The sequence below is a fragment of the Planctomicrobium limosum genome (assembly GCF_051465645.1).
Lineage (GTDB): Bacteria > Planctomycetota > Planctomycetia > Planctomycetales > Planctomycetaceae > Planctomicrobium.
The window spans coordinates 1,259,280-1,285,682 of record NZ_CP195790.1; the positions used below are offsets into that span (position 1 = coordinate 1,259,280).

18 protein-coding genes and 1 tRNA gene are annotated in these 26,403 nt (G+C 52.7%); 12 read left to right on the top strand and 7 right to left on the bottom strand.

Annotation, left to right across the window (positions count from 1 at the left end; genetic code table 11):
• Positions 1–4 precede the first annotated feature (4 nt).
• The 3 genes from metK to SH527x_RS04630 all read right to left on the bottom strand — a co-directional run bounded on the left by metK (position 5) and on the right by SH527x_RS04630 (position 3,519).
• A complete protein-coding gene (metK, locus tag SH527x_RS04620; RefSeq protein WP_437193482.1) occupies positions 5–1,147 on the bottom strand; it encodes a methionine adenosyltransferase in 1,143 nt (380 codons plus the stop codon).
• 248 nt (positions 1,148–1,395) lie between these two features.
• Entirely contained in the window at positions 1,396–2,604 is a 1,209-nt protein-coding gene (ilvA, locus tag SH527x_RS04625; RefSeq protein ID WP_437193483.1) for a threonine ammonia-lyase, read from the bottom strand.
• Between the two features lie 78 nt (positions 2,605–2,682).
• Positions 2,683–3,519 carry a glycosyltransferase family 2 protein gene (locus SH527x_RS04630; protein WP_437193484.1) on the bottom strand — a complete coding sequence of 279 codons (837 nt, stop codon included), beginning with the start codon at positions 3,517–3,519 and terminating at the stop codon, positions 2,683–2,685.
• A 526-nt stretch (positions 3,520–4,045) separates the two neighbouring features.
• Between SH527x_RS04630 and SH527x_RS04635 the strand changes: the two genes are divergently transcribed.
• The gene (locus SH527x_RS04635; RefSeq protein ID WP_437193485.1) at positions 4,046–5,566 is read left to right on the top strand and encodes a hypothetical protein; all 1,521 of its coding nucleotides are present in this window, start codon (positions 4,046–4,048) and stop codon (positions 5,564–5,566) included.
• A 103-nt stretch (positions 5,567–5,669) separates the two neighbouring features.
• Here SH527x_RS04635 and SH527x_RS04640 read toward each other — a convergent pair.
• A protein-coding gene (locus SH527x_RS04640) for an IS630 family transposase (protein WP_437191016.1) occupies positions 5,670–6,603 on the bottom strand; the annotation gives its coding sequence in 2 pieces (ribosomal slippage) (positions 5,670–6,263 and positions 6,265–6,603; 933 coding nt in all).
• A 150-nt stretch (positions 6,604–6,753) separates the two neighbouring features.
• Positions 6,754–7,719: a DUF1559 family PulG-like putative transporter gene (locus SH527x_RS04645; RefSeq protein WP_437193486.1), complete on the bottom strand. Its 966-nt coding sequence runs from the start codon at positions 7,717–7,719 to the stop codon at positions 6,754–6,756.
• Between the two features lie 497 nt (positions 7,720–8,216).
• Between SH527x_RS04645 and SH527x_RS04650 the strand changes: the two genes are divergently transcribed.
• The 8 genes from SH527x_RS04650 (at position 8,217) to SH527x_RS04685 (ending at position 17,564) form a co-directional block, all read left to right on the top strand.
• Positions 8,217–9,812, top strand: coding sequence for an amidophosphoribosyltransferase (locus SH527x_RS04650; protein ID WP_437193487.1), 1,596 nt, complete (start codon positions 8,217–8,219; stop codon positions 9,810–9,812).
• 116 nt (positions 9,813–9,928) lie between these two features.
• Complete coding sequence (locus SH527x_RS04655; protein ID WP_437193488.1) at positions 9,929–10,516, top strand: LutC/YkgG family protein; 588 nt, start codon at positions 9,929–9,931, stop codon at positions 10,514–10,516.
• 478 nt (positions 10,517–10,994) lie between these two features.
• Positions 10,995–12,686, top strand: a complete 1,692-nt coding sequence (gene groL / locus SH527x_RS04660) for a chaperonin GroEL (protein ID WP_437193489.1) — start codon at positions 10,995–10,997, stop codon at positions 12,684–12,686.
• A gap of 185 nt (positions 12,687–12,871) precedes the next feature.
• Positions 12,872–13,162: a co-chaperone GroES gene (gene groES, locus SH527x_RS04665; protein ID WP_437193490.1), complete on the top strand. Its 291-nt coding sequence runs from the start codon at positions 12,872–12,874 to the stop codon at positions 13,160–13,162.
• 99 nt (positions 13,163–13,261) lie between these two features.
• On the top strand, positions 13,262–14,869 hold the full coding sequence (groL, locus tag SH527x_RS04670) for a chaperonin GroEL (protein WP_437193491.1): 1,608 nt from the start codon (positions 13,262–13,264) through the stop codon (positions 14,867–14,869).
• A 327-nt stretch (positions 14,870–15,196) separates the two neighbouring features.
• Positions 15,197–16,333 (top strand): molecular chaperone DnaJ, encoded by a 1,137-nt coding sequence (gene dnaJ / locus SH527x_RS04675; protein WP_437193492.1) that lies wholly within the window; start codon positions 15,197–15,199, stop codon positions 16,331–16,333.
• 251 nt (positions 16,334–16,584) lie between these two features.
• Positions 16,585–17,130 carry a nucleotide exchange factor GrpE gene (gene grpE, locus SH527x_RS04680; RefSeq protein ID WP_437193493.1) on the top strand — a complete coding sequence of 182 codons (546 nt, stop codon included), beginning with the start codon at positions 16,585–16,587 and terminating at the stop codon, positions 17,128–17,130.
• A 137-nt stretch (positions 17,131–17,267) separates the two neighbouring features.
• On the top strand, positions 17,268–17,564 hold the full coding sequence (locus SH527x_RS04685; protein ID WP_437193494.1) for an FmdB family zinc ribbon protein: 297 nt from the start codon (positions 17,268–17,270) through the stop codon (positions 17,562–17,564).
• Positions 17,565–17,776: 212 nt separating this feature from the next.
• Here SH527x_RS04685 and SH527x_RS04690 read toward each other — a convergent pair whose 3' ends face one another.
• Positions 17,777–19,129, bottom strand: coding sequence for an MFS transporter (locus SH527x_RS04690; protein ID WP_437193495.1), 1,353 nt, complete (start codon positions 19,127–19,129; stop codon positions 17,777–17,779).
• Positions 19,130–19,606: 477 nt separating this feature from the next.
• On the opposite strand from SH527x_RS04690, the gene SH527x_RS04695 reads away from it, so the two are divergent.
• The gene (locus SH527x_RS04695) at positions 19,607–22,120 is read left to right on the top strand and encodes a DUF1549 domain-containing protein (protein ID WP_437193496.1); all 2,514 of its coding nucleotides are present in this window, start codon (positions 19,607–19,609) and stop codon (positions 22,118–22,120) included.
• A 73-nt stretch (positions 22,121–22,193) separates the two neighbouring features.
• Entirely contained in the window at positions 22,194–23,972 is a 1,779-nt protein-coding gene (locus tag SH527x_RS04700; protein ID WP_437193497.1) for a hypothetical protein, read from the top strand.
• Between the two features lie 171 nt (positions 23,973–24,143).
• Here SH527x_RS04700 and SH527x_RS04705 read toward each other — a convergent pair.
• Positions 24,144–24,229: transfer RNA gene (locus tag SH527x_RS04705), tRNA-Leu, on the bottom strand.
• A gap of 273 nt (positions 24,230–24,502) precedes the next feature.
• On the opposite strand from SH527x_RS04705, the gene SH527x_RS04710 reads away from it, so the two are divergent.
• Positions 24,503–26,230, top strand: coding sequence for an SMP-30/gluconolactonase/LRE family protein (locus SH527x_RS04710; RefSeq protein ID WP_437193498.1), 1,728 nt, complete (start codon positions 24,503–24,505; stop codon positions 26,228–26,230).
• Positions 26,231–26,403: the final 173 nt, after the last annotated feature.

The following is a 26,403-nucleotide window of genomic DNA, read 5'->3' on the forward strand; positions in this document are numbered from 1 at the left end:
CGAATTACTTAACTGCGTTTTTCAGTGCTTCGGCTTTGTCGGTGTGTTCCCAGGTGAAGTCTGGATCGTTACGGCCGAAGTGACCTCCGCTGGCAGTCTTGCGGAAGATCGGACGACGCAACTGCAGGTGCTTGATGATTCCCTGCGGAGTCAAAGGGAACAGTTCACGAACTGCAGCTTCGATCTTCGACTCGCAAACCTTTGCCGTTCCGTTGGAATCAACACAGATACTGACAGGATCTGCAACGCCGATGGCGTATGCGAGCTGAACTTCGCACTCGTCGGCGAGGCCGGAGGCAACGATATTTTTGGCGACATAGCGAGCCATGTATGCAGCAGATCGGTCGACCTTTGTGGAGTCTTTGCCGCTGAATGCACCGCCCCCGTGTCGTCCCCACCCGCCGTAGGTGTCGACGATGATCTTACGGCCAGTCAGACCGGTATCCCCGTGTGGACCGCCGATGATGAACTGACCAGTTGGGTTCACGTGGTACTTGGTCTCGCTGGTCAGCAATTCTGCTGGAACAGTTGCTGGAATCACTTTGCTGCGAATGTACTCTTCGATCTGCTTCTGATTCACATCAGCAGAATGTTGAGTTGAGAGCACGATGGCGGTGATCCCAACTGGCTTGCCGTTTTCGTACTTAATCGAAACCTGGCTTTTGGCGTCCGGACGCAACCAGTTGACATCATTTTCGTGACGCAGTTTGGTCAGCAGGTTCAAAATGCGGTGAGAAAGGGCGATCGGCAGTGGCATCAGCTCTTCGGTCTGATTGCATGCATAGCCGAACATCAAACCTTGGTCGCCTGCCCCGTCAGCGTCCACACCCATGGCGATGTCCGCACTCTGGGAATGGAGACGGTTCACGACTTCACAAGTATCGGCATTGAAGCCGATGTCGTCGCTTGTGTAACCGATGTCACGAATCGAATCACGGACCACTTGTTCGAAGTTGACGTCAGCCGACGTCCGGAGTTCACCGGCGACAACCACGAAATCGGTTGTACACAGAGTTTCGCAAGCACAGCGGGAATTCGGATCTTGTGCCAGCAGGGCATCGAGGACGCCGTCAGAAACCTGGTCGGAAACCTTATCGGGATGCCCGCTGCTCACCGATTCACTGGTAAAAATAAACGAACGCGGCATTCAAATTCCTCAACGCCCAAAATGTATTGATGACTCTGATTCAATCCGCTATCGAACGAGGCCGGGATCAGAGCCGGAAAAATCAGCTTTGGCACCCCTGCAGGCGCATACTAATATCGTGTGAGGATTCTAGTCTTCCCAAAGATTGAAGGCTACCGAGATGAAATGAGGAATTCTGGCGAAAGCGTCAATTCTGCTTCAGGAGCCCGGATTGTTGCTGCTTCGTGGCATTGGTTTAGGGAAGGAACTCAAACCTTAGAGGGAATTCCATGGGCAGCCAGTGCGGAAAATAACTCATCAATGTGGAGCCGATCTCGCGTTTCGACAGTACAGATGACGTTAACCGCACCGATCTCCAGCCTGGCGAACGTTCGTTCATGGGCAACCTCTTTTATCCCTGCCCCGGTACTGGCAATCACTTTTGCCAAGTGAGCCAATCCGCCAGGTCGATCGCTGATGGTTGCCGTAAACCGGACAAGTCGCCCATCCTGCACGAGTGCGGTTTCAATTAAACGATTGATGATGGATAGGTCGATATTGCCACCGCCGATGCACAGCACAACCTTCTTTCCGTACAACTCCGGAATCTGATGCAGCAGGAACGGAGACAGAGTCGCCGCTGCGGCCCCTTCCGCGACAGTTTTCTCAATCTCCATGAGTCGTGTGACAGATAGGGCAATCGCAGACTCTTCCACTTGAACATGGCGGTCGACGTGATTTCGGGAGAGCGCGAATGCGAGTTCGCCAACCTTGCCAACTGCCAGCCCGTCCGCCAAAGTCGGACGCATCTTAATATCGATTGGCTTTCCTGCTGAAAGTGCGGCGGAAAAGCACGCTGCGTTCACTGCTTCGATCCCGACAATCTCAATCTCAGGACGAAGTGATTTCACCGCGACCACAATGCCAGCGAGCAGACCCGCCCCACCAATCGGGACGACAATGGCATTCACATCCGGGACTTGTTGCAGAATTTCCAGTGCAATCGTTCCCTGCCCTGCAATGATCGCGGGATCGTCGTACCCATGAATATAGGTCAGACCGAGTTCGTCCCGGATTCGCATTGCTTCTTGCCTGGCTTCCTGAAAGGAATCGCCAAACAGTTTGACATTCGCCCCAAGATTCCTGCAGCGCTGTTGTTTAATCAGCGGAGCAAATCGGGGCATGACGACGTGGACTGGAATCGAGAGACGGCGCCCGTGAACCGCCAGAGCCAGCGCATGATTCCCGGCACTCGCTGCAACGACTCCTCTTTCCTGCTGTTCAGGTGAAAGCAGTTCCAGCGCATTGCATGCGCCACGCTCTTTGAAACTGCCAGTCCGCTGCAGGTTGTCTAATTTGCAGTAGATCTGACAGCCTGCCAACTCCGAGAGCCCTTGCGACTCCAGGCACGGAGTCACCGGCAATGTGGGGCGAATTCGCTTCTCGGCCTCAAGGATATGGTCAAGCGTGACTGTCATTTGCTCGCCCTGCTTTTCCACCGCATTAGAACTTGTGACCGCAGACTCCCGACGGAGTTTTGTATTACTGAACCGGGCTTATTCAGCCAGCCCGTAACGGACGATACACCACAACGCCTGGAACCCGTCTTTGACTCCGATTTTCTTACCCTGGTCGTAGGTTCGGCCGTCGTAGCTGATCGACATTTCGAAAATGCGACACCGTAATCGGGCGACGCGAGCCGTCATCTCAGGCTCAATTCCGAAACGCTTCTGCACAAGTTTCGGTTGGATTTTCTGAATGACTTCGCGCGTGAACAGCTTGTAACAGGTTTCCATGTCCGTCAGGTTCAGATTCGTGAAGCAGTTCGACAGCATTGTCAGGAACTTGTTTCCGACATAGTGCCAGAAGTACAGCACGCGATGCGGTTGATCACCAAGGAATCGACTGCCGAAGACCACATCGGCGCGTCCTTCGATAATCGGCTGCAGCAGACGCGGGATCTCGGACGGATCATATTCAAGATCTGCGTCCTGAATGATGATAACATCGCCAGTCGCCAGCCCGAAGCCAGTTTTGACGGCGGCCCCTTTGCCTTTGTTGACATCGTGATAAGTCACCACGATCCGATTCAAAGGGTCATCTTGTTGAGTTTCCGAAATCTGCTTCAGTAACTCGCGTGTCCCGTCACGACTCATATCGTCGACGAGTACGATTTCCTTTCGAAGCGGGACAGCTTTCACCTTGTCCAGAAGGTGGGTCAACGTGTGAATCTCATTATAGACCGGAATCACGACGGACAAAACAAACGTTGGTGGAACAGCATAGATCCCAAGCTGCCGGCACGGGCCTTCCCCTAACGTGGCCTTCATGGATTCATACCACTCCGGCGTGTAACAGGCGGGTCCATTAAGGTGCTGCGAAAGTGCTGACATCTCTGATTCGACCGATCATGACCAGATTGAAAACGTGCGGGGGTTCCATCACGAGTGCTCCGGAGGTGCCGCTTCCGGAGGCCCCACAATAGCAAATGATATGTGGACAAAGACAACGGGATGAGAAATTGTGTGGCTGCTTGGAGAAATCGCTCAAATTGAACTGAAATTTTGTCGTGAATTCCGAAACTCACGATTTGCATTGTTTGTTGAGATAGGCAAATAGAGATTCTCCAAGTCGATGAGGCATTCCTGTTTCACTGAGATTGGTGAGTGAACAAACCCCATCCGCCTCAAGAAATGTCATGTTCCGCAATAAGGAACAGACTCCCGCCCGTGTTCAATCAAAGAATGCCCACGTGAGTGCGCATGGGACATTTCAGGACTTCCACAAGAAATTCTGTCGTTAGACGTTACAACGCATCAATTTTTAGTAAATTGATCACAACCACTCGGCCATGTCTCCGGTTTGGAGGCGATACGTTGGTCTGGCACGGTTTATAATGCACTGTTGAGGGAGCTCGTGATGAAAAGAATGCTTTGGGCTGTCGTGTTCATGACAGGGATGTTTGGAGGGAGCATGGCTCAGGCGGCGGAAGCTCCTGCTCCAAAGCTGCAGGCGGGCTTCGCCGATCGCGACATCACCCCGGACATCGGGATGGAGCAGCCAGGCGGGTACGGAAAAGCTTTTCACCGGACATTGCACGACCCTTGCAAAGCTCGTGCGGCAGTCTTTGGTGACGGGACGAATCGCGTTGCGCTCGTCTGTGTCGACGCACTCATGGTTCGCCGAAAAACAGTTCTCGCAGTCCGGGAACGAATCGAGAAGGCATGCGGAATTCCAGCAAATGCCATTCTGATTCATGCAACTCACTCCCACTCGTCCGGGCCAACCGGCATGATCCTGCCCGGTGAGTACGACGGCGCCTCAGAGGCCATTCGCAAACTGGCTTATGAAGAATCGTCATGTGCCGATCCAGTTTATCTGAAGCGAGTTGAAGATCAGATCGTTGAAGCGGTCACAGCAGCTGATGCTTCCCGTAAGGCGGCAAAAGCAACCGTGGGACGCGGACACGAAGACAAGGTCGCGTTCAACCGTCGCTTCTTCATGAAGAACGGATTGGCCTTCACTCACCCAGGTGCTGGCAATCCAGACATTGTTGAACCTGCCGGACCGATTGACCCAGAAGTTGGCGTCATTGGCGTTTGGGACGCTGAGAAAAATCTCGTTGGTTGCGTTGTGAACTACGCCTGCCATGCCACGACGAATCCAGGTGGAATCTCCGCTAACTATATTCAATATGTGGAACAGGTCATTCGCGGAGTCTTTGGCGACCAGGTAGTTGTTGTCTACTTGAACGGAGCCTCTGGCGACATCACTCAGGTGGACAATCTCCGCAAGACAGAGAATCCTCAAAGCGAACAGTGGTCACGGATGGTGGGCGGATGCATTGGTGCTGAAGCCGTGAAAGTTCTTCTCCGAGAAGAACCAGGCGACCTGTTCCCGGTCGCAGCACTCTCCAAAACATGGGAAATTGCACGTCGTAAGCCAAGTGCAGAGACCATTGCTAATGCGCAGCGTATCGTCGATCTGGGCAAGCAGGCAGATCGCACTGAGCTGACCTTCGCAAAAGAAACCTTGATGCTGAACTACCTTTGTGAAGCGACTCCAGAAGTGGAAGTTGAAGTACAAGACATTCAAATTGGCCCGGTTGTGATTTGCTCAGACCCAGCCGAATACTTCGTCGAGTACGGATTGCGAATCAAGAAGGAAAGCCCGTTCCCATTCACCTTCCCGGTTTCACTCTCGAACGGATGCGTGGGATACGTTCCAACTCTCGAAGCATTCGGGCCTCGCGGGGGCGGATATGAAACACGCCTGACCAGCTATTCCAATCTTGATATCTCTGCGGGAACCCAATTTGCAGACGTGGCAATCGAACTCGCCAAGCAACTGAAGCCAGGCGCTGTTCCTTCACGTGCTGCGATTCCACCGCACAAACCAGCTCCATGGGCCTACGGCAACCTGCCTCCTCAGTTGAAGTAGTCGCAACGGGTCTCAAAGCAATTCCCGAAATGCCGTACAGCGAAAGAGCGAGCGACTCAGTGAGACGCTCGCTCTTTCTGTTTTTTCTAGAGCAATTTGCATTTTAACTTCCCCTGTATCCGCAACTCAGGAAATAGTTTCGGCATTCATTGGGAGTGAAGGTTTCGATGAGGGCTCCGATTCGCTTCCAGAGGTTCTCAATGGTCCGTTCGGCGAATTTGCGGAGGAGTGCTTTCAGCTTCGAGAACGCTTTCTCAATCGGATTGAAATCCGGTGAATAAGGCGGCAGATAAAAGACGCTGGCCCCGACCGCTTCAATGGCTTGAATGACTTCTGGCTGTTTGTGACAAGGGAGATTGTCCAGCACCACAATCTCTTTGCGATTCAATGTCGGAACCAGACACTGCTGGATGTACGCCAGAAATGATTCCCGATTCATGGGGCCATCCAGCACCATGGGGGCCGTCACGCCGGTGCAGCGGAGTGCGGCAATGAATGTGATCGTTTTCCAGTGCCCATGTGGCACCTGACTGCGGACACGTTCCGACTTGTTCCCCCAACCGTAAAGTCGGGCCATCTTCGTGTTGGCCCCGGTTTCATCGAGAAAGATGAGCCTCTGCTGGGGCTTGGGGCGAACCAGAATCCCCCACCAGCGACGCTTCTCTTTCACGTCAGGACGTTGCTGTTCTGAGGCGTGCAGAACTTTTTTTGAGCCGGATTCCCCAACGACGCAAGGTGCGACTCAATGCTGAAACAGAGATGGCCAACCCTAACTGATCAATCAGGGACTGCAACGTCAGGCTGGAATTGTCTGCAATGGCCTGCCTGATGTCCGCTTGACGATGGGCGACTTTGGATTTTCGCCCCACTCCAGCACGGATCGGTTCGAGAGATCCGGTTTTCTGACGATGGTGAATTAGGCTCCAAACTGTTTTCCGGTCGACCCGATACGTGCGAGCCACCTGAGACTGACTGACACCCTGGTCAATCGCTTCCAGTATCCGACGCCGCAAATCGACGGAGAGTGCATTCGACATAATGGTCCTCCATGACGCGACACACTCTCCCAAATTCGACACATCATGTGGAGATCAATTTGCAAAATGCTCTAGCTGTCAAGGTTTGCAGATCGGAAAGGAATCTTGCAAGGCGATGCGCCAGACGAATACGGTCGGCTTGAGCATGGCTTAATATTCCCCAACCAGATCCCCCTTCCCAGTTGAACTCAATGCTGCCCAGGTACTGCCACTGATAAATTGCGACACAAACCTGACACTCCCATCTCCCAGCAGCACATTTGAACCACCGTTATGTTGCGAATACATCTGACAAACATGACAGAGTGGACTGTTCGGAGCATGGACAGGTGCAAATCCTGTTACAGGATCAATTTCGCCTGACGACGGACCAGAGTGGACATTGACCAAGGTTGCAGCAAGATCACACGTCGTGATCGGAAACCGATCCGGAGAATTGGTGCAGACTTGTGCATCCGGAACGACCCCGACCCAGGTTTTTGAACTCAGGATGGGAGCGTGCTCTCCCAGAAACACCGTATTTGAAAGCCCGTCAGTAACAGTGGCCGCTCTCGTACGCGAGTTCCGGTACATTGGCCCATCCCCAATATTCGAGAAGTCGACACTGAGATGTCCCCAGGTCTCTTCCTGCCCGGCATTCGCGACGTAAGTAGAGAGTCCAAACCTCGCGATTTCAGTCCCGCCGCTCCCTCTCACAATGGCAGGCCCATCAGTGTCTGTCGCGGATGGACAGAGAAACAGACTGATTTTGGTAGCAACGGCGGTCGCATTCACAGAGTTCCAGCAAGGAAGATCCGTCCGCAGAGTATTGAACAGGGCCGACTGCTCAATATATGGCAAAAGCATTGTCCCCCAGCCAAACCCATTCGGTGCATCATAAGTCGTCGAACTGCGTGCCGAATGGCGTGTATCTGCCAGATATGACGCAGGAAACACCCGATACACGTCGTGGTAATTGTGCAGAGCCAAACCGAGCTGCTTCATCTGGTTTCGGCATTGAGTCATTCTTGCAGCCTCTCTGGCCTGTTGAACCGCAGGGAGCAGCAGGGAAACCAGAATCGCGATGATCGCGATGACGACCAGTAACTCAATCAGCGTAAAGCCGCGACGAACCATCTTGAATTCTCCGTCCTGACGTAGGCAACCGCAATTCGTAGCAATTGCTACAACGCAACTTGTAGCACCGGCTACAATTCTCTGTCAAGTCGATTCAACCCCAAAGGTAGGGAGTTCGCTGATGCGTTCGGTTCTACTTCCCGGAAGAAGAGAATCGCTCGCGCATGCTCACATTGGTCCGTTGCAGGCGTGGGATGAAGCGACCCGCCATCAGTCAAACGAATGGAGACGATCACAATTTCGGCATGAAAACTCGTCGTTGAAAGAAGCGACGACAGACGTCAACAAGGCACCTGGGCGAGGTAGAATTGAAACGATCGCGCAAATGAGAGAAAATCGGGTCCCGCTGATTCGAATCGGTATTGTTCTTGAGATTGGTCGGGAAAGTCAGAATCTCTCACCCGCCGCGAGTGGTAATCCACAGCGCTCCGGATAAAATAGCGTTTGTTCCCTCCAATTTGCTTCATTTCGACGCCACGTCTTCGGATGACTCATTGATGTCTGAACTGCATCACGAATGCGGTGTTGCTGCGGTTTATCACTTTGATCAGGAGAGAACATCTCCCCTGGCTAAGGAGATTGGTCGCGGACGAGTTTCGCTCTTGGTCCCACGCATGCTGCTCGATATTCAAAATCGAGGGCAACTTGCTGCTGGGATGACAACTTATAAGCCGCATGACAAAGATCTGCTGCTGACCCACAAACGAGTGGGGTCGGTTTCTGAGGTCTTTCGGATGACCCGAAAGTCGAAGTACCAGAAACTCATGGCGGAACATATCGGGCCGGCTGCTATCGGCCACGTACGATATGCAACCTGCGGGAAAGACGACCCGAATTACGCGCAACCTTTCGAGCGAACACACCTTGAGAAGCGAAAGTGGTTTGCGTTTGGCTTTAACGGTCAGCTGGCGAACTATCCTGAACTTCGGAACGAAATCCGTTCTCAAGGAGACTTTCATCTCGCCCGCGAGACCGACACCGAAACCCTGATGCATTTGATGAGTCAGGAAATCGCCGAAAACCCGGGGATCGGGTTGCGGGAGATGCTCACAAACACTTCCGAGCGTCTCGACGGTGCCTACAACATCACCTTCATCAATGCACTCGGCAATATGTTCGTGGCGCGTGATCCCAATGGATTCCGCCCACTTTGTTACGCGATCAAAGAAGGTTTTTTCGCAGCAGCCAGCGAAAGCGTGGCACTCACGAACCTCGGCTTCGAGCCGGAAGACGTGCAGGATCTGGAACCTGGTTGTGCCATTTTCATTGAAAATGGAGAGCTGCGAATCGAGCGGTACGCACCGACGACTCGTCAGTCACACTGCTTCTTTGAATGGATCTACTTCGCCAACGTTTGTAGCCGCCTGGACGCTCAAAGTGTCTACCTGAGCCGCAAATTCCTGGGTGAAGAACTCGCTGTCCAAGAACGATTGCCAACGGAAAACTCCATCGTGGTTCCTGTCCCGGACACTGCCAGATCAGCAGCCGAAGGGATGGCATTTGCCCTAGGAGTTCCATGCCTTGAAGGCCTGATGCGGCATCGTGCCTTGGGGCGAACCTTCATCGAAGGTGAAGACCGCGAAGCAAAAGCCAGAATGAAGTACATTCCGCTTCCAGAAGTGCTGGGTGGAAAACGTGTCTTTCTGGTGGACGACACAATTGTCCGCTCAACGACAATGCGAACACTGGTCGACCAGATTCGCACTAAGGGGGGCGCCGCCGAAGTTCATATTCGCGTTGCTTGCCCTCCAATCATGGCCCCGTGCTTCTACGGCATCGACATGCCTGACATGAACGAGTTGTTTGCTCCGAAATTCCTGGCACAGGGACAGCTGATCACTCCGGAAATCGAAGCTCAAATGGCCCGGCAGTTCAATGCTGACAGCCTTCGGTATCTCCCGGTGAAATCAATCGCCAAAGCAGTCAACAAAGACACCGACAGCTTGTGTCAGGCCTGCCTGACAGGTGACTACCCAACTCCGGCTGGGCAGCGTCTCTATCAATTGTCGATGACACCAAGCGGGCATGGGACACGACGCCTGTTTGACGAAGACGCAGACGCCGAAACAGCACTTCCACCGGCCCGACTTTAGCCTCGGCCTGATTCAATGCAGACGCAGAGTTGAGTGACGTCCGGGTCGCGAATCACTCAACTCTCTTATGTTCGCGACATCGGCACCAGTTCCGCCATCGCCTGACAGGTTTGCATATGAGTTCACGGAATCAGATTCTGAAATCCATCCGTCACTTCCTGCCTCAGGCTTCGGAACTTCCCGATTTGGCAGGCGATTGGGTCGATTATCCCGATTTGACAGCCCAGTTCAGCGACGTGCTCTCATTCGTTGGCGGAGAATGCCACGTCGTCGATTCCGTGGCAGACATCCTGTCGATCCTCGGCGAACTATATGGGACTGATAAGGTTACGGTCAGCGGAGTCCCAGGGATCTCTGGTTCCCTTGATCTGAACACAGTTCAAGATCCCCACGATCTCTCCCACGTTGATTTTGCGATCTTTCCTGGCCAACTGGCAGTCGCCGAAAACGCCGCGATCTGGGTGGACAACGCGAACGTCCCCCATCGCGCGATCTATTTCATCAGCCAGCATCTCTCTCTCGTTGTCCGGCAACAGGATCTGGTCCCGCATCTGCATGCGGCATACGACAGAATCAAAATTGGCGAAAGCTCGCTTGGCTGCTTCATTTCCGGCCCGTCGAAAACCGCGGACATCGAGCAGTCGCTAGTCAAAGGGGCGCACGGAGCGAGAACACTTAAGGTCTTTCTGATCCGCAACAACTGACTCTCAAAAAAGTTGCGACAAGCCAAACCAGGTCAATTGTCGACTGCAGAGTGAAACGTCGGAATACGGGCGATTGCCTTGCGAATGCCGAGGAGATCCCACCTCGTTAGCGGCCTTGGCGCCCTCAGTAAGAGATCGAGGCAACGTCTTCCTTTGAAACCCCTTCCGGCGTCGCTGTTCCAAGGCTCGCGAGCCATTACTGGCAGTGCCGACCGGGACATACGAATGTCGTTCAAGGCACACTTTCGGCAGGAAACAAGCATTTCTGCCAAGCTGGCAGAACCGGTGGCTTCTCATTCCGCCGGATATTTACTAAAGTTTTGCGAAGTATGGTTTTGCGAATTTGTGGGAACTCCCGGCATGGCTGTTGCATAGGTGAGGGGACACAGTCGGAAATCTGTCATTCCAGGCAGTCGCAGAGGGTGTCTGGAGCCAATAAGGTCAGATCTGGCAGCGTAGCGCTGGATGAGGAGCAAACGTGGCAAAACTGTTGAGTTTTGATGAGGACGCACGCAAGCAACTGTTGTCGGGAGTATCGAAGCTGTCTCGCGCTGTCGCGAGCACACTCGGTCCCCGAGGCCGCAATGCAGTGCTGGACAAAGGTTGGGGTTCCCCAAAAATCACCAAAGACGGTGTTACCGTCGCCCAAGATATTGAGCTTGAAGACAAGTTCGAGAACTGCGGTGTCCAGCTTGTAAAGGAAGTTGCCAGCAAGACTGGTGACGTCGCTGGCGACGGAACAACAACCGCAACTGTTCTGGCAGAAGCGATCTTCCGTGAAGGTCTGAAGTTCATCGCAGCAGGTGCGGCACCAGTCGCCTTGGGACGCGGAGCTCAGAAAGCTGTTGACGCCATCGTCGAGCATCTGAAAAAACTCGCGAAGCCTGTTGAAGCAACCAACCGCAAAGCAATTGAAACAGTTGCCACAATCGCTGGTAACAACGACAAGGAAATCGGCAAGATTCTCGCCGACGCCCTGTTGAAGGTTGGTAAAGACGGCGTGATCACTGTCGACGAAGGTCGCGGGATTCAAACCGAAGTTGAACTCGTCGAAGGGATGCAGTTCGAACGCGGTTACCTCTCCCCGCACTTCGTCACCAACGAAGACGAACAGGCATGTGCTTTCGATAACTGCTTCGTGTTGATTCACGAAGAGAAGATCAGCAACGCACGCACACTGGTTCCAGTTCTGGAAACAATTTCCAAGTCTGGCAAACCACTGCTGATCATCGCTGAAGACGTCGATGGCGAAGCGCTGGCAACTCTGGTTGTAAACAAGCTTCGCGGAATCGTTCGCGTTTGTGCCGTCAAAGCACCTGGCTACGGCGATCGTCGTAAAGCCATGCTGCAGGATCTCGCAATCCTGACCGGCGCCAAAGCGTTCTTCAAAGACCTAGGCGAGAAGCTCGAAACTGTTGAGCTGAAGGATCTGGGAACAGCTAAGAAGATCCTCGTCAGTGCCGACAACACCACCGTCATTCAAGGCGGCGGCGACAAGAAGGCAGTCGAAGGACGCGCTGCACAGATTCGCGCTGAAATCGGAACAACCGACAGCGACTATGATCGTGAAAAACTGCAAGAACGTCTCGCCAAACTGGCTGGTGGCGTTGCAGAGATCAAGGTCGGTGCTGTTACCGAAACTGAAATGAAAGAGCGTAAGGACCTCATCGACGACGCACTGGCTGCAACCCGTGCTGCAATCGAAGAAGGAATCGTCCCAGGCGGCGGTGTTGCACTGCTCCGCTCTGGCGAAGCTCTTGATAAGTTGAAGCTGAAGGGCGACGAAGGCCTCGGCGTTCAGCTCATCAAGAACGTTCTCGAAATGCCAATTCGCAAGATCGCTGAAAACGCTGGTCTTGATGGCGCTGTCATCGCGAACAACATTCGCAAGAACAGCGACAAGAACTATGGCTATGACGCATTGAACGACAAGTACGGCGACCTGTTCGAACTCGGCGTCGTTGATCCTGCTAAAGTCGTGCGTACTGCTCTCCAGAACGCAGCCAGTGTCGCGACTCTTCTGATGACCACGGATTCCATCATTGTTGAGGAACCGAAAGAAGAATCCGACAGCCACCACGATGACCACCACGACATGGGTGGAATGGGTGGCATGGGCGGAATGGGTGGCATGCCAGGTATGGGCGGAATGCCAGGCATGGGCTTCTAGGTTCGCCTGCAGCCCTTGAACGAAGAGGCTTGCGTCGCAAACACGATCGTGAGCCTCTCTTATCGCCTTGCTCCGACGAGTCGGGAAAGCACTTGTGCTTCCCAAAAGATGAAATCAACCTTCCGGCATGATGGCCGGAGTTCACGAAATCAACACGAAACAGTTTTCCCAGGAGTTGTGTAACGATGACGCTGAAGCCTCTTGATGATCGTGTCGTTGTAGAACCATTGAGCGCTGAAGAAACCACTGCTGGCGGAATCGTGCTGCCAGATAGTGCTAAAGAAAAGCCACAACGCGGAACCGTCGTCGCTGTCGGTCCAGGTCGTCTGCTTGAGAGCGGTGAACGCTCAACACTGAGCGTTAAAGTTGGCGATGAAGTTCTCTTCGGAAAATACGGCGGAACCGAACTGGAAGTCGACGGCAAGGAAATCAAGATCCTCCGTGAGAGCGACATCCTTGCGAAAGTTGTGAGCTAATCACTTCGCGGTTTTTGCGCCAACCTGTTTAACCGTCCACACCAGTGGGCGGTTAGACTCTTCAAAATTTGAATCAACATCCTCCACGAGGAGTTCTCAGTGGCAAAACAATTGCTTTTTGATGACCGTGCTCGGCTGAAATTGCAGCGCGGCGTATCGACGCTGGCTGACGCCGTCGCAGTCACGATGGGGCCGACTGGCCGAAACGTGATCATCGACAAGAGTTTTGGCAACCCACTCGTCACAAAAGACGGTGTGACTGTTGCTAAAGAAGTCGATCTGGAAGACCCATACGAAAACATGGGCGCCAAGCTGGTGAATGAAGTTGCAACCAAAACCAGCGACACCGCTGGTGATGGAACAACAACAGCAACCGTGCTTGCCCGCGCAATTTACGAAGAAGGTCTCCGTAGCGTTTCGCTCGGGGCAAATCCAACGATCGTACGTCGCGGTATTGAAAAAGCCGTGAACGCTGCAATCGCCTTCCTTGAAGAAGCAGCTCGTCCAGTTTCCGATAAAAAGGAAATTGAACAGGTTGGTGCGATCTCTGCGAACAACGACGCCGAAGTGGGCAAGATGCTTGCCGACGCAATGGCTCAGGTTGGTCCAGACGGGGTCATCACAGTTGAAGAAGGCAAGGGAAGCTCAACCGTTCTCGAACTCGCCGAAGGGATGCAGTTCGATAAAGGGTACATCTCTCCTTACTTCGTGACTGACCCAGCTGAAATGAAAGCAATCCTTGAGAATGCTTTCATTCTGCTGCACGAAAAGAAGATCTCGAACCTGCGTGAGTTCATCCCGCTGCTCGAGAAGATCTCCACAACCGGCAAGCCACTGCTCGTGATTGCTGAAGACGTGGACAGCGAAGCGTTGACCGCTCTGGTTGTCAACCGCCTTCGCGGAATCCTGAACGTCGCTGCAGTGAAAGCTCCTGGCTTCGGCGATCGCCGCAAAGCCATGTTGCAGGATATGGCGATTCTGACCGGCGGAACTTTGATCTCGGAAGACCTCGGAATCAAATTGGAAAACGTCGAGCTCGATCAGCTCGGACGTGCCAAGAAGATCGAAGTCTCCAAGGACACCTGCACAATCATCGATGGTGCTGGCAAGGCCGCTGAGCTCGAAAAGCGTGTTGCTCAACTGAAAAAAGCGATCGAAGATTCCGACAGCGAATACGATCGTGAAAAGTATCAGGAACGTCTCGCCAAGCTGACCGGCGGTGTTGCGATTATCTCTGTCGGTGCTGCAACCGAAACCGAGATGAAGCAGACCAAGGCACGCATGGAAGATGCTCTCCATGCGACCCGCGCTGCAGTTGAAGAAGGAATTCTCCCAGGTGGGGGAGTTGCCTTGCTTCGTGCAACGAAAGCAGTTCAGGCTGTTAAAGCCAAAGGTGACGAGCAAATCGGCATCGAGATTGTTCTTCGTGCATTGCAGGCCCCGATTCGGCAAATCACAAACAACGCTGGTGAAGACGGTTCTGTCATCGCCGACGAAGTATTGAACCACGCCGAAGCGAATTACGGGTATAATGCTGCTACCGGTAAGTACGTCGACATGTTCAAGGCCGGGATCATTGATCCTGCCAAGGTGGTCAAGAGCGCTCTTCGGAACGCTGCTTCGATCTCCGGTTTGATGCTGACGACTCAGGTACTCGTGACCAAGTCCGAAAGCGACACAAAGAAGACTGAAGGGGCCATCCGCTAATCGCGGTTCGTAACCCGTCTGAATTGGGCGAGCCGCCGGTCTCCGGCGGCTCGCTGTTTGTCACGGTATCGCACTTGATAAGTTTGACGAAAGCCTCGATTCGTGGCAGAAGTTGAACAACGTTTATCTGGAATGAACCTGATGTTTCACAGTCAAAGTTCCATTCTGGATGGCGTTTATCTTATGTCGATGACGAGAACAAATTGTTAGACCAGATGGCTCCTCCAAATTGCAGAATCCTTTTTTGCGTTCAGAGGACAAAGCTGCCGGCAGAACCATCCCCGGATTGATCCTTTCCAATAAATCAACTGTAAATCAATGTCCTCAATGGCTTCAAAACGCGACTACTACGAAGTCCTCGAAGTCTCAAAGACGGCCACGACCGCCGAGATTAAGAAGTCTTACAAGAAGCTGGTGATTAAATATCATCCAGATCGCAACCCTGGCGATGAAGATGCGGTGTTGCGATTCAAAGAATGCGCTGAAGCGTACGAAGTTTTGAGTGACGATTCGAAGCGGCAACGATACGACAAGTTTGGGCACGCCGGCGTTAAAGGTGGCGCTCAAGGTGGTGCAGGATTCTCCGACATCAATGACGTTTTTGATGCATTCGGGGACCTCTTTGAAGGTTTCGGACTCGGAGGCGGACGCCGGGGTCGACGCGGTCCAACTCGCGGATCTGACCTTCAAGTCAGTGTGACACTCGACTTGAGAGAAGCTGCAACTGGATGCAAGAAGGAAGTCAGCGTTCATCGCCACAAGTCGTGCGTCACCTGTTCCGGATCAGGCGCGAAAGCCGGTTCATCACCGGACACTTGTGAATATTGCGGTGGTCATGGACAGGTCGTTCAGGCACAGGGCTTCTTCCGCGTACAGACCACCTGCCCTGCCTGCCGCGGTTCAGGGAAAGTCATTCGTCACAAGTGCGAAGACTGCCAAGGCTCCGGGCTGACTGGCGAAATTGTGAAACGTGTCATCAACATTCCTGCAGGAATTGATGACGGGCAATCTCTATGTCTTCGGGGCGAAGGTGAAGCTGGCCCGAATGGCGGCCCTTCCGGCGACCTCTATATCGAAATTCGGGTCAAAGAACACTCGATCTTCCAGCGAGAAGGTCCACATCTCATTTGCCGATTCCCAATCTCGTACACTCAGGCTGCACTCGGAGCGACTCTTGAGATTCCATTGCTGATCGGGAAGCACGAGTTGAAATTGCCGCCTGGGACTCAGCCGGGCGAAATGTTCCGTATTCGTGGGAAAGGGATGCCTGATCCCCGAGGACGCGAAGTGGGCGATTTGCACGTAGAAATTCAGGTCGTCATTCCAAAGAAGTTGAACGAAGAACACGAAGCTTTACTGCGCAAGCTGGCAGAGCAAGAAAAAGTGGACGTCCATCCACACCAGAAGAGCTGGCTTGAGAAAATTAAGGACTTTGTAACAGGTGGAACGGAAGAGAACAGTTGATCTTCGTTCGTGAAACCGTGGCGGTCATTCACGTGTCCGTGATCAGTCCTGTAGAAGTCACCGCTTGTCTTTACAGGCTTGAATCCGTCACTTCAATTCGAAATTCACTCTAGAATCCGTGTCCCGGCAAATGACTTGATTGTGGCTGTAAGTCGAGGAGACTTCGATTTCCTTTCTGGTATTATTGAAGTACAGACTTGCAACCTCAATCTCAGGGTTTGCTTCGTTTAATCACAGGCCATTGCAAAGCTATGAACTCAGAAGAAAAACTCCCTGTTGATCCTGAAACAACTCCAGAAGCGACTCCGCTTGAGGAAGCGACGCTGGAGTTTGTGAGCGCTGGTGATTCAGTGCAGGAACTGACAGCAGAACGAGACGATCTGAAAGATCAGCTGTTGAGATTGCGTGCGGAGATGGAAAACTTCCGCAAACGTCTGAATCGCGAACGCGATGACGAACGACGTTACGCGGCATTTCCTGTGGTCCGCGATCTCCTCCCTGCGATCGACAATCTGGAACGTGCTGTCGTTGCAGGGCAGAAAGATCCGAATGCCGAATCCCTGATTCAGGGAGTGCAGATGGTGCTGAAGCAGATCGAGGAAATCCTCGGCCGAGTTGGTGTCAAACCAATTCCATCAGTGGGACAGGAATTCGATCCAAACGTCCACGAAGCTCTTCAGCAGGTCCCGAGCACAGAATTCCCACCGATGACCGTTGTGCAGGAACTGGAGCGTGGGTTCCAGCTGCATGATCGGGTGATTCGTCCAACGAAAGTCATTGTGTCATCAGAGGGCTAAAGCAGTTCCAGCAACCGCTTCCTGCTGGATGAATTCAGAATCAGACGATCTCAGTCCTTATCAGACTGGGATCTGGTTCCCGTCGCGAGGGACAGGAACCAGTCTCAGGGAAAATGATCTTAATCAGAGTAGCAGCCATGCCGACATACGATTACGAATGCAAAACCTGTGAGCATAAGTGGGAAGAGTTTCAGTCCATCAAGGCGGCTCCACTCAAGAAGTGTCCTGAGTGCGGCAAGAATTCCGCCACGAGATTGATCGGAACCGGAGCTGGAATCCTCTTCAAAGGGGACGGCTTCTACATCACCGATTATCGAAGCGAATCCTATAAGAAAGCGGCAGCCGCCGATTCAGGGAAGTCTTCGAAATCAGAAGCGGCTCCGAAAGCAGAAGCTCCTAAATCTACTGGAAGCAGCAGTTCCAAAAGCGAATAGTCAACTTCACTCTCGGAACGAGTGAGAGTTGACTCGACGGTGTGTCACTCAAATTGATGCGCCGCTGCAAAAAACAAAAGGCGGAATTCCTCGTAAGGAATTCCGCCTTTTTTCGTTAACACTCGACGGCCAATCCGCGAATCAGCACGACGTAACCTCAATCGAACTCCTCGCCGTCGTAAACTCTCAGATGACAACTGCGCTACGAGCTTCTACTTAATCGACTCTCCAGTAAAGAAGTTGTTCTCTGTGTTCATCAGAATCCATCCAAAGAATGCAAGGACGTACATTCCGACATACATGAGGATCACAGACTCCCAGTCGAAATACGTGGCAACGCTCCCTGCAAGAAGTGGGGAGAGCGCCCCACCGATATTCCCAGCCATGTTCATCATCCCGAAGGCTGGACCAACGTGCGGGCGGCAGTTTTCCATCACGACGGTATAAGAGCAGCATGAACCAAACGACATGGAGAAGGCCCCGAAGCTGAACAAAGCAACGGCAACGCCAAGATTGGAGGTCCACCACCCCAACAGCAGGGAGATTGCACAGAACAACTGGCCAAATCCTCCGACATACTGTCGGCTGATCACTCGGCTCCCTGTTTTCTTTAACAACCAGTCTGACAAAGCACCTGAAGATGCCGCCCCGGCCACGACTCCGAACAAAGGAAACATCGCAAGTACCCCTGCGGTTTCGATCGACACTTTGAAGACGCTCATGACATACGTAGGGAACCACGTCCCGATGAAGATATATCCAGCATTTCGAAACATCTGTTGACCGCCGAGAAGGAGCATCTGCTTGGACGCCAACAGTTTTCCCCAGGGAAGTCGAATCCGCTGTGGAGTCCGGTCAACTTCGTTGCTGTCAGTTCCCTCATTTATAAGGGCAAGCTCACCGGCATTCACACTTCGATGGTCAGCGGGATAATTTCGGAACCAGAGTCCGAAGAGAATCACCCACGCAAATCCAGGCAGCATGTAAAGAACGTAGATTGATCGCCAATTGAAGAAACCTTGTTTCACGGCCTCCGGTGTGGCTGCGACTGCATTGGCAGCAACTTCAACCGTCTCAGGATTGTTTGCGAGCTCCGGGAGCCCGATCAGCAACAACATGCTCGTGAGCGCAGCCGCAATGGCCCCCCCAACCGACATCGAACTGGTGAAAATTCCACTTGGGAGCGAAAGACCTGATTTGGGAAACCAGTGTGAAAACGCTTGGACACAACACGGGAAGACCAGTGCAGCAGCGATCCCCGTCATCATCCAGAAGAACAGGATCGAATAGAAACTGGAACTCACAGCCATCAGCCCACAAAGGACAGAGGCCATAGTCATGGAAAGAATGAGCCCTCGTCGACTTCCCAGATATTGGCACAAGATCCCCATCGGAATCTGGGCAAGCCCGTATGACCAATAAAACGCCGACATCACGGCAGACATCTGGTTTTTCGTCAACGACAAATCAGTCTGCATCTGCGGCGCAAGAACACTGATGGCATTGCGCTGAATGTAGATGATAATCGCAGCAACACAGAGCCACAGCAGGAGCAGAAAACGCACCCTCGTCGGTCTGGGCGTTGTGGCTCCCACTTCCGGGCGATCTAAAGGAAGAGTCGATTGGGGAACCGTCGAGTCAACAGCATCCGCTGCAGAAGAATTGATACTCAGGACTCATCCCCCTGATAGAAATTGAGTTGATCAGAATGTTGCGAATGTCGCAAACACTGGCCTCACACACGAATCAATCGAAGGTTGCTTATAACGAAAAGGGTTCAATTTCTGGCAGTCTGTCCAAGCAATTTTCTTGAATTTGCAGCGAATCCAGATGTCCTCACGCAGTCACATGATGATCTGAGTCGCAGTTTTCAGATGACGCAGGCCGAGAAATCAACATTCTTCGATGCGAACACAATTCGCTCATCATGCCACCTGCCTGTGCTCTGAGTCAATTGACTCCTTGCTCTTCCGGGAACCCTTCGACTAGGATTAAACAAATGCACGCCTATTGATTTGTCTGATCTTGCAGCTGAGACGCCCATGATCCGGAATCGCCCCTGTTTGTTATTGCGATGGCTCGGTGCTTTGGCATTGGTTGCGATGGTTGCTCCGTCGTACGCGTCAGAGAGCTCGCTCATTATCGTGCCCGCAAGCGCGAAGTTGACCGGAAGCAACAGTCTGCAACGTCTTTTACTTCAGCATCAGCTTGATGGAGCGGTTCGCAATCAAGCACGAACCGGAGTAACCTGGACTTCAAGTGATCCTCTGATCGCCACTGTCTCCCCTGACGGAAATGTGACTCCTATCGCAAACGGCGATGTCGTGATCACAGGTACGGCGGATGGTCAAAGTGCGACGTCGAAGATCACCGTTCAAAACATCGAATCGAATCGGCCCTGGTCATTCCGAAACGACATTCTGCCTGTCTTGTCCCGGAATGGGTGCAACATGGGATCTTGCCATGGAGCATTGGCCGGGAAAGGTGGCTTCCGGCTTTCTCTTGGGGCATATGATCCAGAAGCCGATTACTTCAACATTGTGAAGCAGGATCGAGGACGCCGTGTCGAGTTCGCCGATCCAGGGCGAAGTCTGATTCTTGCAAAGCCGTCAGGAGGACTGCCTCACAAAGGGGGCTTGAAGTTCGATACGGATTCGATCGATTACCGAATTCTGTCTGAATGGCTCGTCCAAGGAGCCAGCGCCCCTTCTGCAGACGATCCTGTAATTCAGACATTCGAAATCCTGCCTGCACAAGTGGAACTCCGGGCTGGAGAGCAGCAACAACTCGTCGCTCAGGTTCATTATTCGGACGGACGAACCGAAGATGTGACACGCTGGGTGAAATGGACATCCGCCAATGATGCGGTTTCGATGGTGGATCAGAACGGACTTGTCACCGTTGTCGGGTCGGGTAAGGGAGCCGTATCAGCATGGTTCTCTTCAAGAATTGCCGTTGGAAGAATCACGGTCCCGTTTCCAAATGATGTTCCCCCTGAAGTTTATACACAGCTGAAGCCTCGCAATTTCATTGACGAACAGATCAACAGTCAGCTCAAGAAGCTGAACCTCCCCCCTTCTCCACGTTGCGACGACGTGACATTTGTACGGCGAGTTTATCTCGACACGATCGGCCTGCCGCCGACAGGTGAAGAAGTCAGGGCATTCCTGGCAGACACCGCTGCTGACAAGCGAGACAAGCTGATTGACCGCCTGCTTGAGCGACCTGAGTTTGTTGATTACTGGACGTACAAATGGGCCGACATTCTGATGATGAATGGGACCAAGATCCGGCCACTGTCGATCAAGTCATACTACAGCTGGCTTCGAGATAACGTTGCGAAAAACACTCCGTGGGATGTTCTTGTTCGCGAGATCCTCACCGCCACTGGAACAAGTCACGAAAATGGCGCAACCAACTTTTACGGGTTGTTTCAAACGTCAGAAGACATGACAGAGAACGCGACACAGGCGTTCCTCGGCTTGTCACTTTCCTGTGCGAAGTGCCATAACCACCCACTCGAAAAATGGACGAACGACCAGTATTACGCGATGGCAAACCTGTTCTCACGCATCAAGGCCAAAGGCTGGGGTGGAGAATCGCGTAACGGTGACGGGTTGCGAACCATCTTTCTTGTGGACACAGGCGAACTGGTTCAGCCTCGAACCGGGGCTCCTCAACCACCGACTCCGCTGGACGGGACACCTCTTCCATTCGACGCCAAGGGAGATCGGCGTGTGCATCTTGCGAATTGGATGGTCTCTGCGGAGAACCCTTATTTTGCGAGGTCGATCACCAATCGAGTCTGGGCAAACTTCTTCGGAGTCGGACTGGTCGAAAGTGTCGACGACATGCGAGTCTCGAACCCGGCGAGCAACGAAGAGCTTCTTCAGAAAGCAGCCGGATATGTCGTCGAACAGAAATTCAATTTGAAAAGTCTGATGCGGGTCATCCTGCAGTCTGAAGCATATCAACGTTCCAGTTTGACCGTGCCTGGGAACGAAAAGGATCTCCGATTCTATTCCCGATATTTCCCACGAAGATTAAATGCCGAAGTACTTCACGACTCCATTGTGCAAGTCACGAATGTCCCGACTCCGTTTGAACAGATTCTCTTCCCCGGTGCGGATGCTCAGAAGACAGACTTTTACCCATTGGGGACTCGCGCCATTCAGTTATATGACTCCGCAGTGGATTCGTATTTTCTGAAGACATTCGGACGCAATCAGAGAAACATTGTCTGTGAATGTGAACGATCAAATGAGCCGAGCATGGTGCAAGTATTGCACATGTCGAACGGCAGCACGATCAATGACAAGATTGCGGCACCCGGGAGTCGAGCCACAATCCTCGCCGCCCAACTTCAACAGGGAATGTCCTGCGAGACGCTCGTTGACGACTGCTATCTGGTCAGTCTTGCTCGTTACCCGACGCCGTCAGAACGGACTCAATTTGTGAATCTCTTGACGAATGCTGCTGCAGATCAGCGAGAGTCGATTGTCCAGGACCTCTTCTGGGCGTTACTCTCCAGCCGGGAATTCGTTTTCAATCATTAAGATGATTCCGGCCAGACGCTGATCAGAAAATATGGCTTTTTGTCATCCTAGAAGCATTCGGAGTTCGTCGTAAATGCGCTGTTCGTTTCAGACCGGTGTTCAGTCTCTTGCCATCCTGCTGACGGTATTGGTCCTTTTCGGATCGACGCTCTCGGCCGATGACGCTCCCAGCCCTGCCGCTGCAATGCGACGCTTACTGGAAAGTGGTAGAGTCCCTGAACAACGTCTCCCGACGATCATCAAGATGATCTGCGAGCGTGGAAACAGTGGCGACCTGAGTTTTATTCTCTCCGAGGTTCTGAAAAAGGATCATTGGTCGGAAGCCGTTCAGGCGGAAACGCTGGGATGGATGGTCACTGCTGCCAAGCAACGCAAGGTGATTCCTGCTGCCAAAACAGAAGAGATCGTCACGCTGTTCGACTCGAAGAATCCTGCCATTCTGAGACAGGCAGTCGAACTCGCAGGAGTCTGGAAAGTGACTTCGGCCGACACAGCGTTGGTTGAACTTGCTCGTAAAGAAACGACGCCGATTCCATTGCGTCAGCAGGCACTCGAAGCCCTTGTCAGCCTTGATCCCGCCAAGGCCGGGACTGTGCTGAAGGATGTGGTGAAGTCTGCATCGACTTTTGAAATGCGTTCCATGGGAGCCGCTGTTCTGGCTCAGGTAAACGTGCAGGATGCGGCCGAACTGACAGCAGAAATCCTGAAGAATGCTGGTCCACAGGATCAGCCAGGAACGCTCTTAAATGCCTTTCTCGCACTGAAAAATGGTTCAACAGTACTGGCAGGGGCTCTCACGAAGACACCTCCATCCAAAGATGTCGCCAAGCTGCTTTTACGACAGATGTACTCTGTTGGAAGAACGGATGCCGAATTAAACAAGGTGCTGTCTGAACTCGCCGGGATTAATCACTCTGCCCCACCACCGACTCCAGAACAAGTCCAGAAAATCGTTGCGGAAGTGGCTAAGTCAGGAGATGCACTTCGTGGTGAAGCAGTTTTTCGACGCCCGGAATTGAGCTGTCTGAATTGCCATTCCGTCAATCAGGGCGGGGGGAATATTGGTCCGGACTTGAGTGCAATCGGAGTCAGTTCTCCGGTCGATTATCTGGTGACTTCAATTCTTGATCCGGATCAGGCGATCAAAGAAGCGTTCACGACGAAAGTCATCGTCACCGTTGATGGTCGCGTTCATCAGGGAATCGTTGCGAGCCGAACAAACGATTCACTGGTCCTGCGTGATGCCACCGGGAAGACAGTAAACGTCCCCCTTGCGGACATCGATGACGAGATTGAAGGAAAGTCCCTGATGCCGAAAGGGCTTTCCAATTTCATGACACATGCCGAGTTTCTGGACCTTGTCGCGTTCCTCGGTGAGTTGGGAAAACCTGGCCCTTATGCAATTCGCTCGACGCAGCGGATGCAGCGATATCGGTTTCTTATGAATGCGGAGCCGGGGGTTCTGAATCAAATTCCAAGCCCACCATTGTTTCTGGCATCAGTCCTTGATTCAGAAAATTGGCATGCCATTTACGCACAGGCAAATGGACAGGTTCCGCTTTCTGAACTGACGGCCAAGACCGGACATGATGTCGTCTACTTGAAGGGCGAGATCAATTGCTCCACCCCAGGTGCCGCAGAAGTACAGGTGAAGACGTCATTGCCAGTCACAATCTGGCATAACGACAAGGAACTCGGCACCGGGAAATCCTTCCCGATCGAACTTGCCTCCGGCACACAGGCAATCGTCTTGCGAGTCGACACGACAGGCCAGAAGGATGCGACAGTTCAGGTCGAGATCACGAAGCCAGCTGGGTCAGCAGCCGAATTCGTTGTCGTTGATGGACCGTAAGTTCAGTCTGAACTCGGGATGAACACTCCTGTCTGGGCGCACTTCTCTGGTGCCGAGACAGGAGCATTGATTCTGGATACGCCCGGGCCAGACGACGAAGTCCGCAGCGAATGGCAGACAAAAGAAAAACCCCGCTGAGGTAATCCTTGGATCACCTCAGCGGGGTCGTAGTGCTCGGGACAGGATTCGAACCTGCAAGCCCAGTAACGGGCACTAGCACCTCAAGCTAGCGCGTCTGCCAGTTTCGCCACCCGAGCGAAAACCATTCGTCGAACAGACAATAATGAATTCAAGACAAATATTTCAAACGAAATCGTCAAATTCATCTGTCTGCCTCTGGCAGGGCACGTACTCTATCGGCCAGAAATCAAAACAGCAACTCAGCAAAGTGATATTCCCTAAATCGTTATCCGCAAAAGGACTTTTTCTACCGCTATAGTCGATTGCAGCGGCACAAACGTTTTTAGAAGATGTCCAGAGGAACGCATCTATTACTTTTGAATTGAACACGGCACATTCAAGGAATAAGCATGATCTGGTGGCGTACGGCTGTTGCGAGTGTCTGTTTGCTTCTCCTCTCCTCCGTGGCGATGGCCCAGACCCCAGAATTGGGTGAGGACTCCAAACCGCAAGAGGGAGTTCCGAAGGGGAAAATCGTCGGGCCGATCCAGTGGAAAAGCAAAATTTTCCCCGGCACCGTCCGCAACTATTGGCTCTACGTGCCTGAGCAGTACGATCCAGCAAAGAAGACCTGTGTTCTCGTTCTGCAAGATGGTCTCGGGCGAGCAAACGGCTGGAACATCATTCCAGTGCTCGACAACCTGATTCACAAGAAAGAGATCCCTGTCCAGATCGGAATCTTCATTGAGCCAGGCGTGTTGCCGGCTTCTCACGACAAGGCTCAGCCTCGCTTCAACCGCAGCTACGAGTATGACGCACTCGGGGATCGATACGCTCGATTCCTGATTGAAGAAATTCTGCCAGAGGTCAAGAAGGACTATAACCTGAGCGACGACCCGAATGACCGAGCCATTGGGGGAGCAAGTTCAGGAGCGATTTGCGCATTCAATGTCGCATGGGAGCGTCCAGACCAGTTCCGCAGAGTGATCAGCACCATCGGCACTTACGTTGGCCTGCGTGGTGCAGATGCGTTTCCGACTTTGATTCGCAAAACAGAACCCAAGCCGATTCGTGTCTTTCTTGAAGACGGTTCTGGCGACCTGAATATCTATGCAGGTGACTGGTTTACCGCCAACCTCGACATGCTCTCTGCATTGAAGTACTCAGGCTATGAAGTCGCCCACAAATGGGGGACCGAAGGTCACAACAACAAGGGTGCCGCTCCGATCATGCCGGAGATTGTGCGTTACATCTGGAAGGATTATCCAGAACCGGTGAAGGCAGCCCCTCCTCAGAAGTCACGCATGGACATTCTGATCGAAGGTGAAAAATGGCAGGAAGTCAGCAGCGGACATAAGTTCACGGAAGGGCCTGCGGTCAATCGCCAAGGAGAAGTCTTCTTCACTGATATTCCGAATGGGAAGATTCACAAGATTGGACTCGACGGCAAGGTCAGCGTCTTTGTTGAGAACGCGCAACGTCCAAACGGATTGATGTTCGGAGCGGATGGCAAACTGTATTGCTGTGAAATGGGAGCGAAGCAGATTGTTCGTTTTGCTACAGATGGAACGAAGGAAGTTGTTGTTGAAGGCGTCGATTCAAACGACATCGTCGTTCTGCCAAATGGAAACGGCTTCTTCACGGACCCTGCGAACAAACAGGTTTGGGGATTCAACTCCAAAGGCGAAAAGAAAGTCGTCGATACCGGGATCGCGAATCCAAATGGTTTGATCGTTTCTCCAGATCAATCGTTGCTCACCGTTGCGGATTCCGTTGGGAGAATGACATGGTCATTTCAGATTCAACCCGATGGAAGCCTGACCTATAAGCAGACCTATGGCTGGCTGCATCTCGCCGACGATGCGTCACGCAGCGGCGCGGACGGAGTGACTGTTGATTCGCTGGGACACACATACGTCTGCACACGAGTCGGTTTGCAGATTCTGGATCAGCCAGGCCGAGTCAACCTGATCATCGAAAAGCCACAACCGGGTCCACTCGCAAATGTCGTCTTTGGCGGCCCTGAACTGGATACGCTCTACGTCACTGCTGGAGACAAGGTATTCAAGCGAAAAGTGAACACCCGAGGAGTGTTTCCATTCTCCGAACCAGTCACTCCACCAAAGCCGGGACTGTAAGCGATTCAACAAGTGGTCAACCTGACTTGTTCTGGCTCCCTTTCAACATGGAATTGGTGCCACAGGGAGAAAACCAGACAATCGAACTGTGCATACGCAAGAACACCTGGTGCCGTCTGGTCGTCCTTTCGTATTCCTCTTCGTTGGAAATGATGCTCGCGAAGAGTCCTCAG

What these genes read in the sequence shown, in the direction of transcription:
- metK (WP_437193482.1), bottom strand. Translation starts at nt 1,147, where the DNA reads ATGCCGCGTTCGTTTATTTTTACCAGTGAATCGGTGAGCAGCGGGCAT.
- ilvA (WP_437193483.1), bottom strand. Translation starts at nt 2,604, where the DNA reads ATGACAGTCACGCTTGACCATATCCTTGAGGCCGAGAAGCGAATTCGC.
- SH527x_RS04630 (WP_437193484.1), bottom strand. Translation starts at nt 3,519, where the DNA reads ATGTCAGCACTTTCGCAGCACCTTAATGGACCCGCCTGTTACACGCCG.
- SH527x_RS04635 (WP_437193485.1), top strand. Translation starts at nt 4,046, where the DNA reads ATGAAAAGAATGCTTTGGGCTGTCGTGTTCATGACAGGGATGTTTGGA.
- SH527x_RS04645 (WP_437193486.1), bottom strand. Translation starts at nt 7,719, where the DNA reads ATGGTTCGTCGCGGCTTTACGCTGATTGAGTTACTGGTCGTCATCGCG.
- SH527x_RS04650 (WP_437193487.1), top strand. Translation starts at nt 8,217, where the DNA reads ATGTCTGAACTGCATCACGAATGCGGTGTTGCTGCGGTTTATCACTTT.
- SH527x_RS04655 (WP_437193488.1), top strand. Translation starts at nt 9,929, where the DNA reads ATGAGTTCACGGAATCAGATTCTGAAATCCATCCGTCACTTCCTGCCT.
- groES (WP_437193490.1), top strand. Translation starts at nt 12,872, where the DNA reads ATGACGCTGAAGCCTCTTGATGATCGTGTCGTTGTAGAACCATTGAGC.
- dnaJ (WP_437193492.1), top strand. Translation starts at nt 15,197, where the DNA reads ATGGCTTCAAAACGCGACTACTACGAAGTCCTCGAAGTCTCAAAGACG.
- grpE (WP_437193493.1), top strand. Translation starts at nt 16,585, where the DNA reads ATGAACTCAGAAGAAAAACTCCCTGTTGATCCTGAAACAACTCCAGAA.
- SH527x_RS04685 (WP_437193494.1), top strand. Translation starts at nt 17,268, where the DNA reads ATGCCGACATACGATTACGAATGCAAAACCTGTGAGCATAAGTGGGAA.
- SH527x_RS04695 (WP_437193496.1), top strand. Translation starts at nt 19,607, where the DNA reads ATGATCCGGAATCGCCCCTGTTTGTTATTGCGATGGCTCGGTGCTTTG.
- SH527x_RS04700 (WP_437193497.1), top strand. Translation starts at nt 22,194, where the DNA reads ATGCGCTGTTCGTTTCAGACCGGTGTTCAGTCTCTTGCCATCCTGCTG.
- SH527x_RS04710 (WP_437193498.1), top strand. Translation starts at nt 24,503, where the DNA reads ATGATCTGGTGGCGTACGGCTGTTGCGAGTGTCTGTTTGCTTCTCCTC.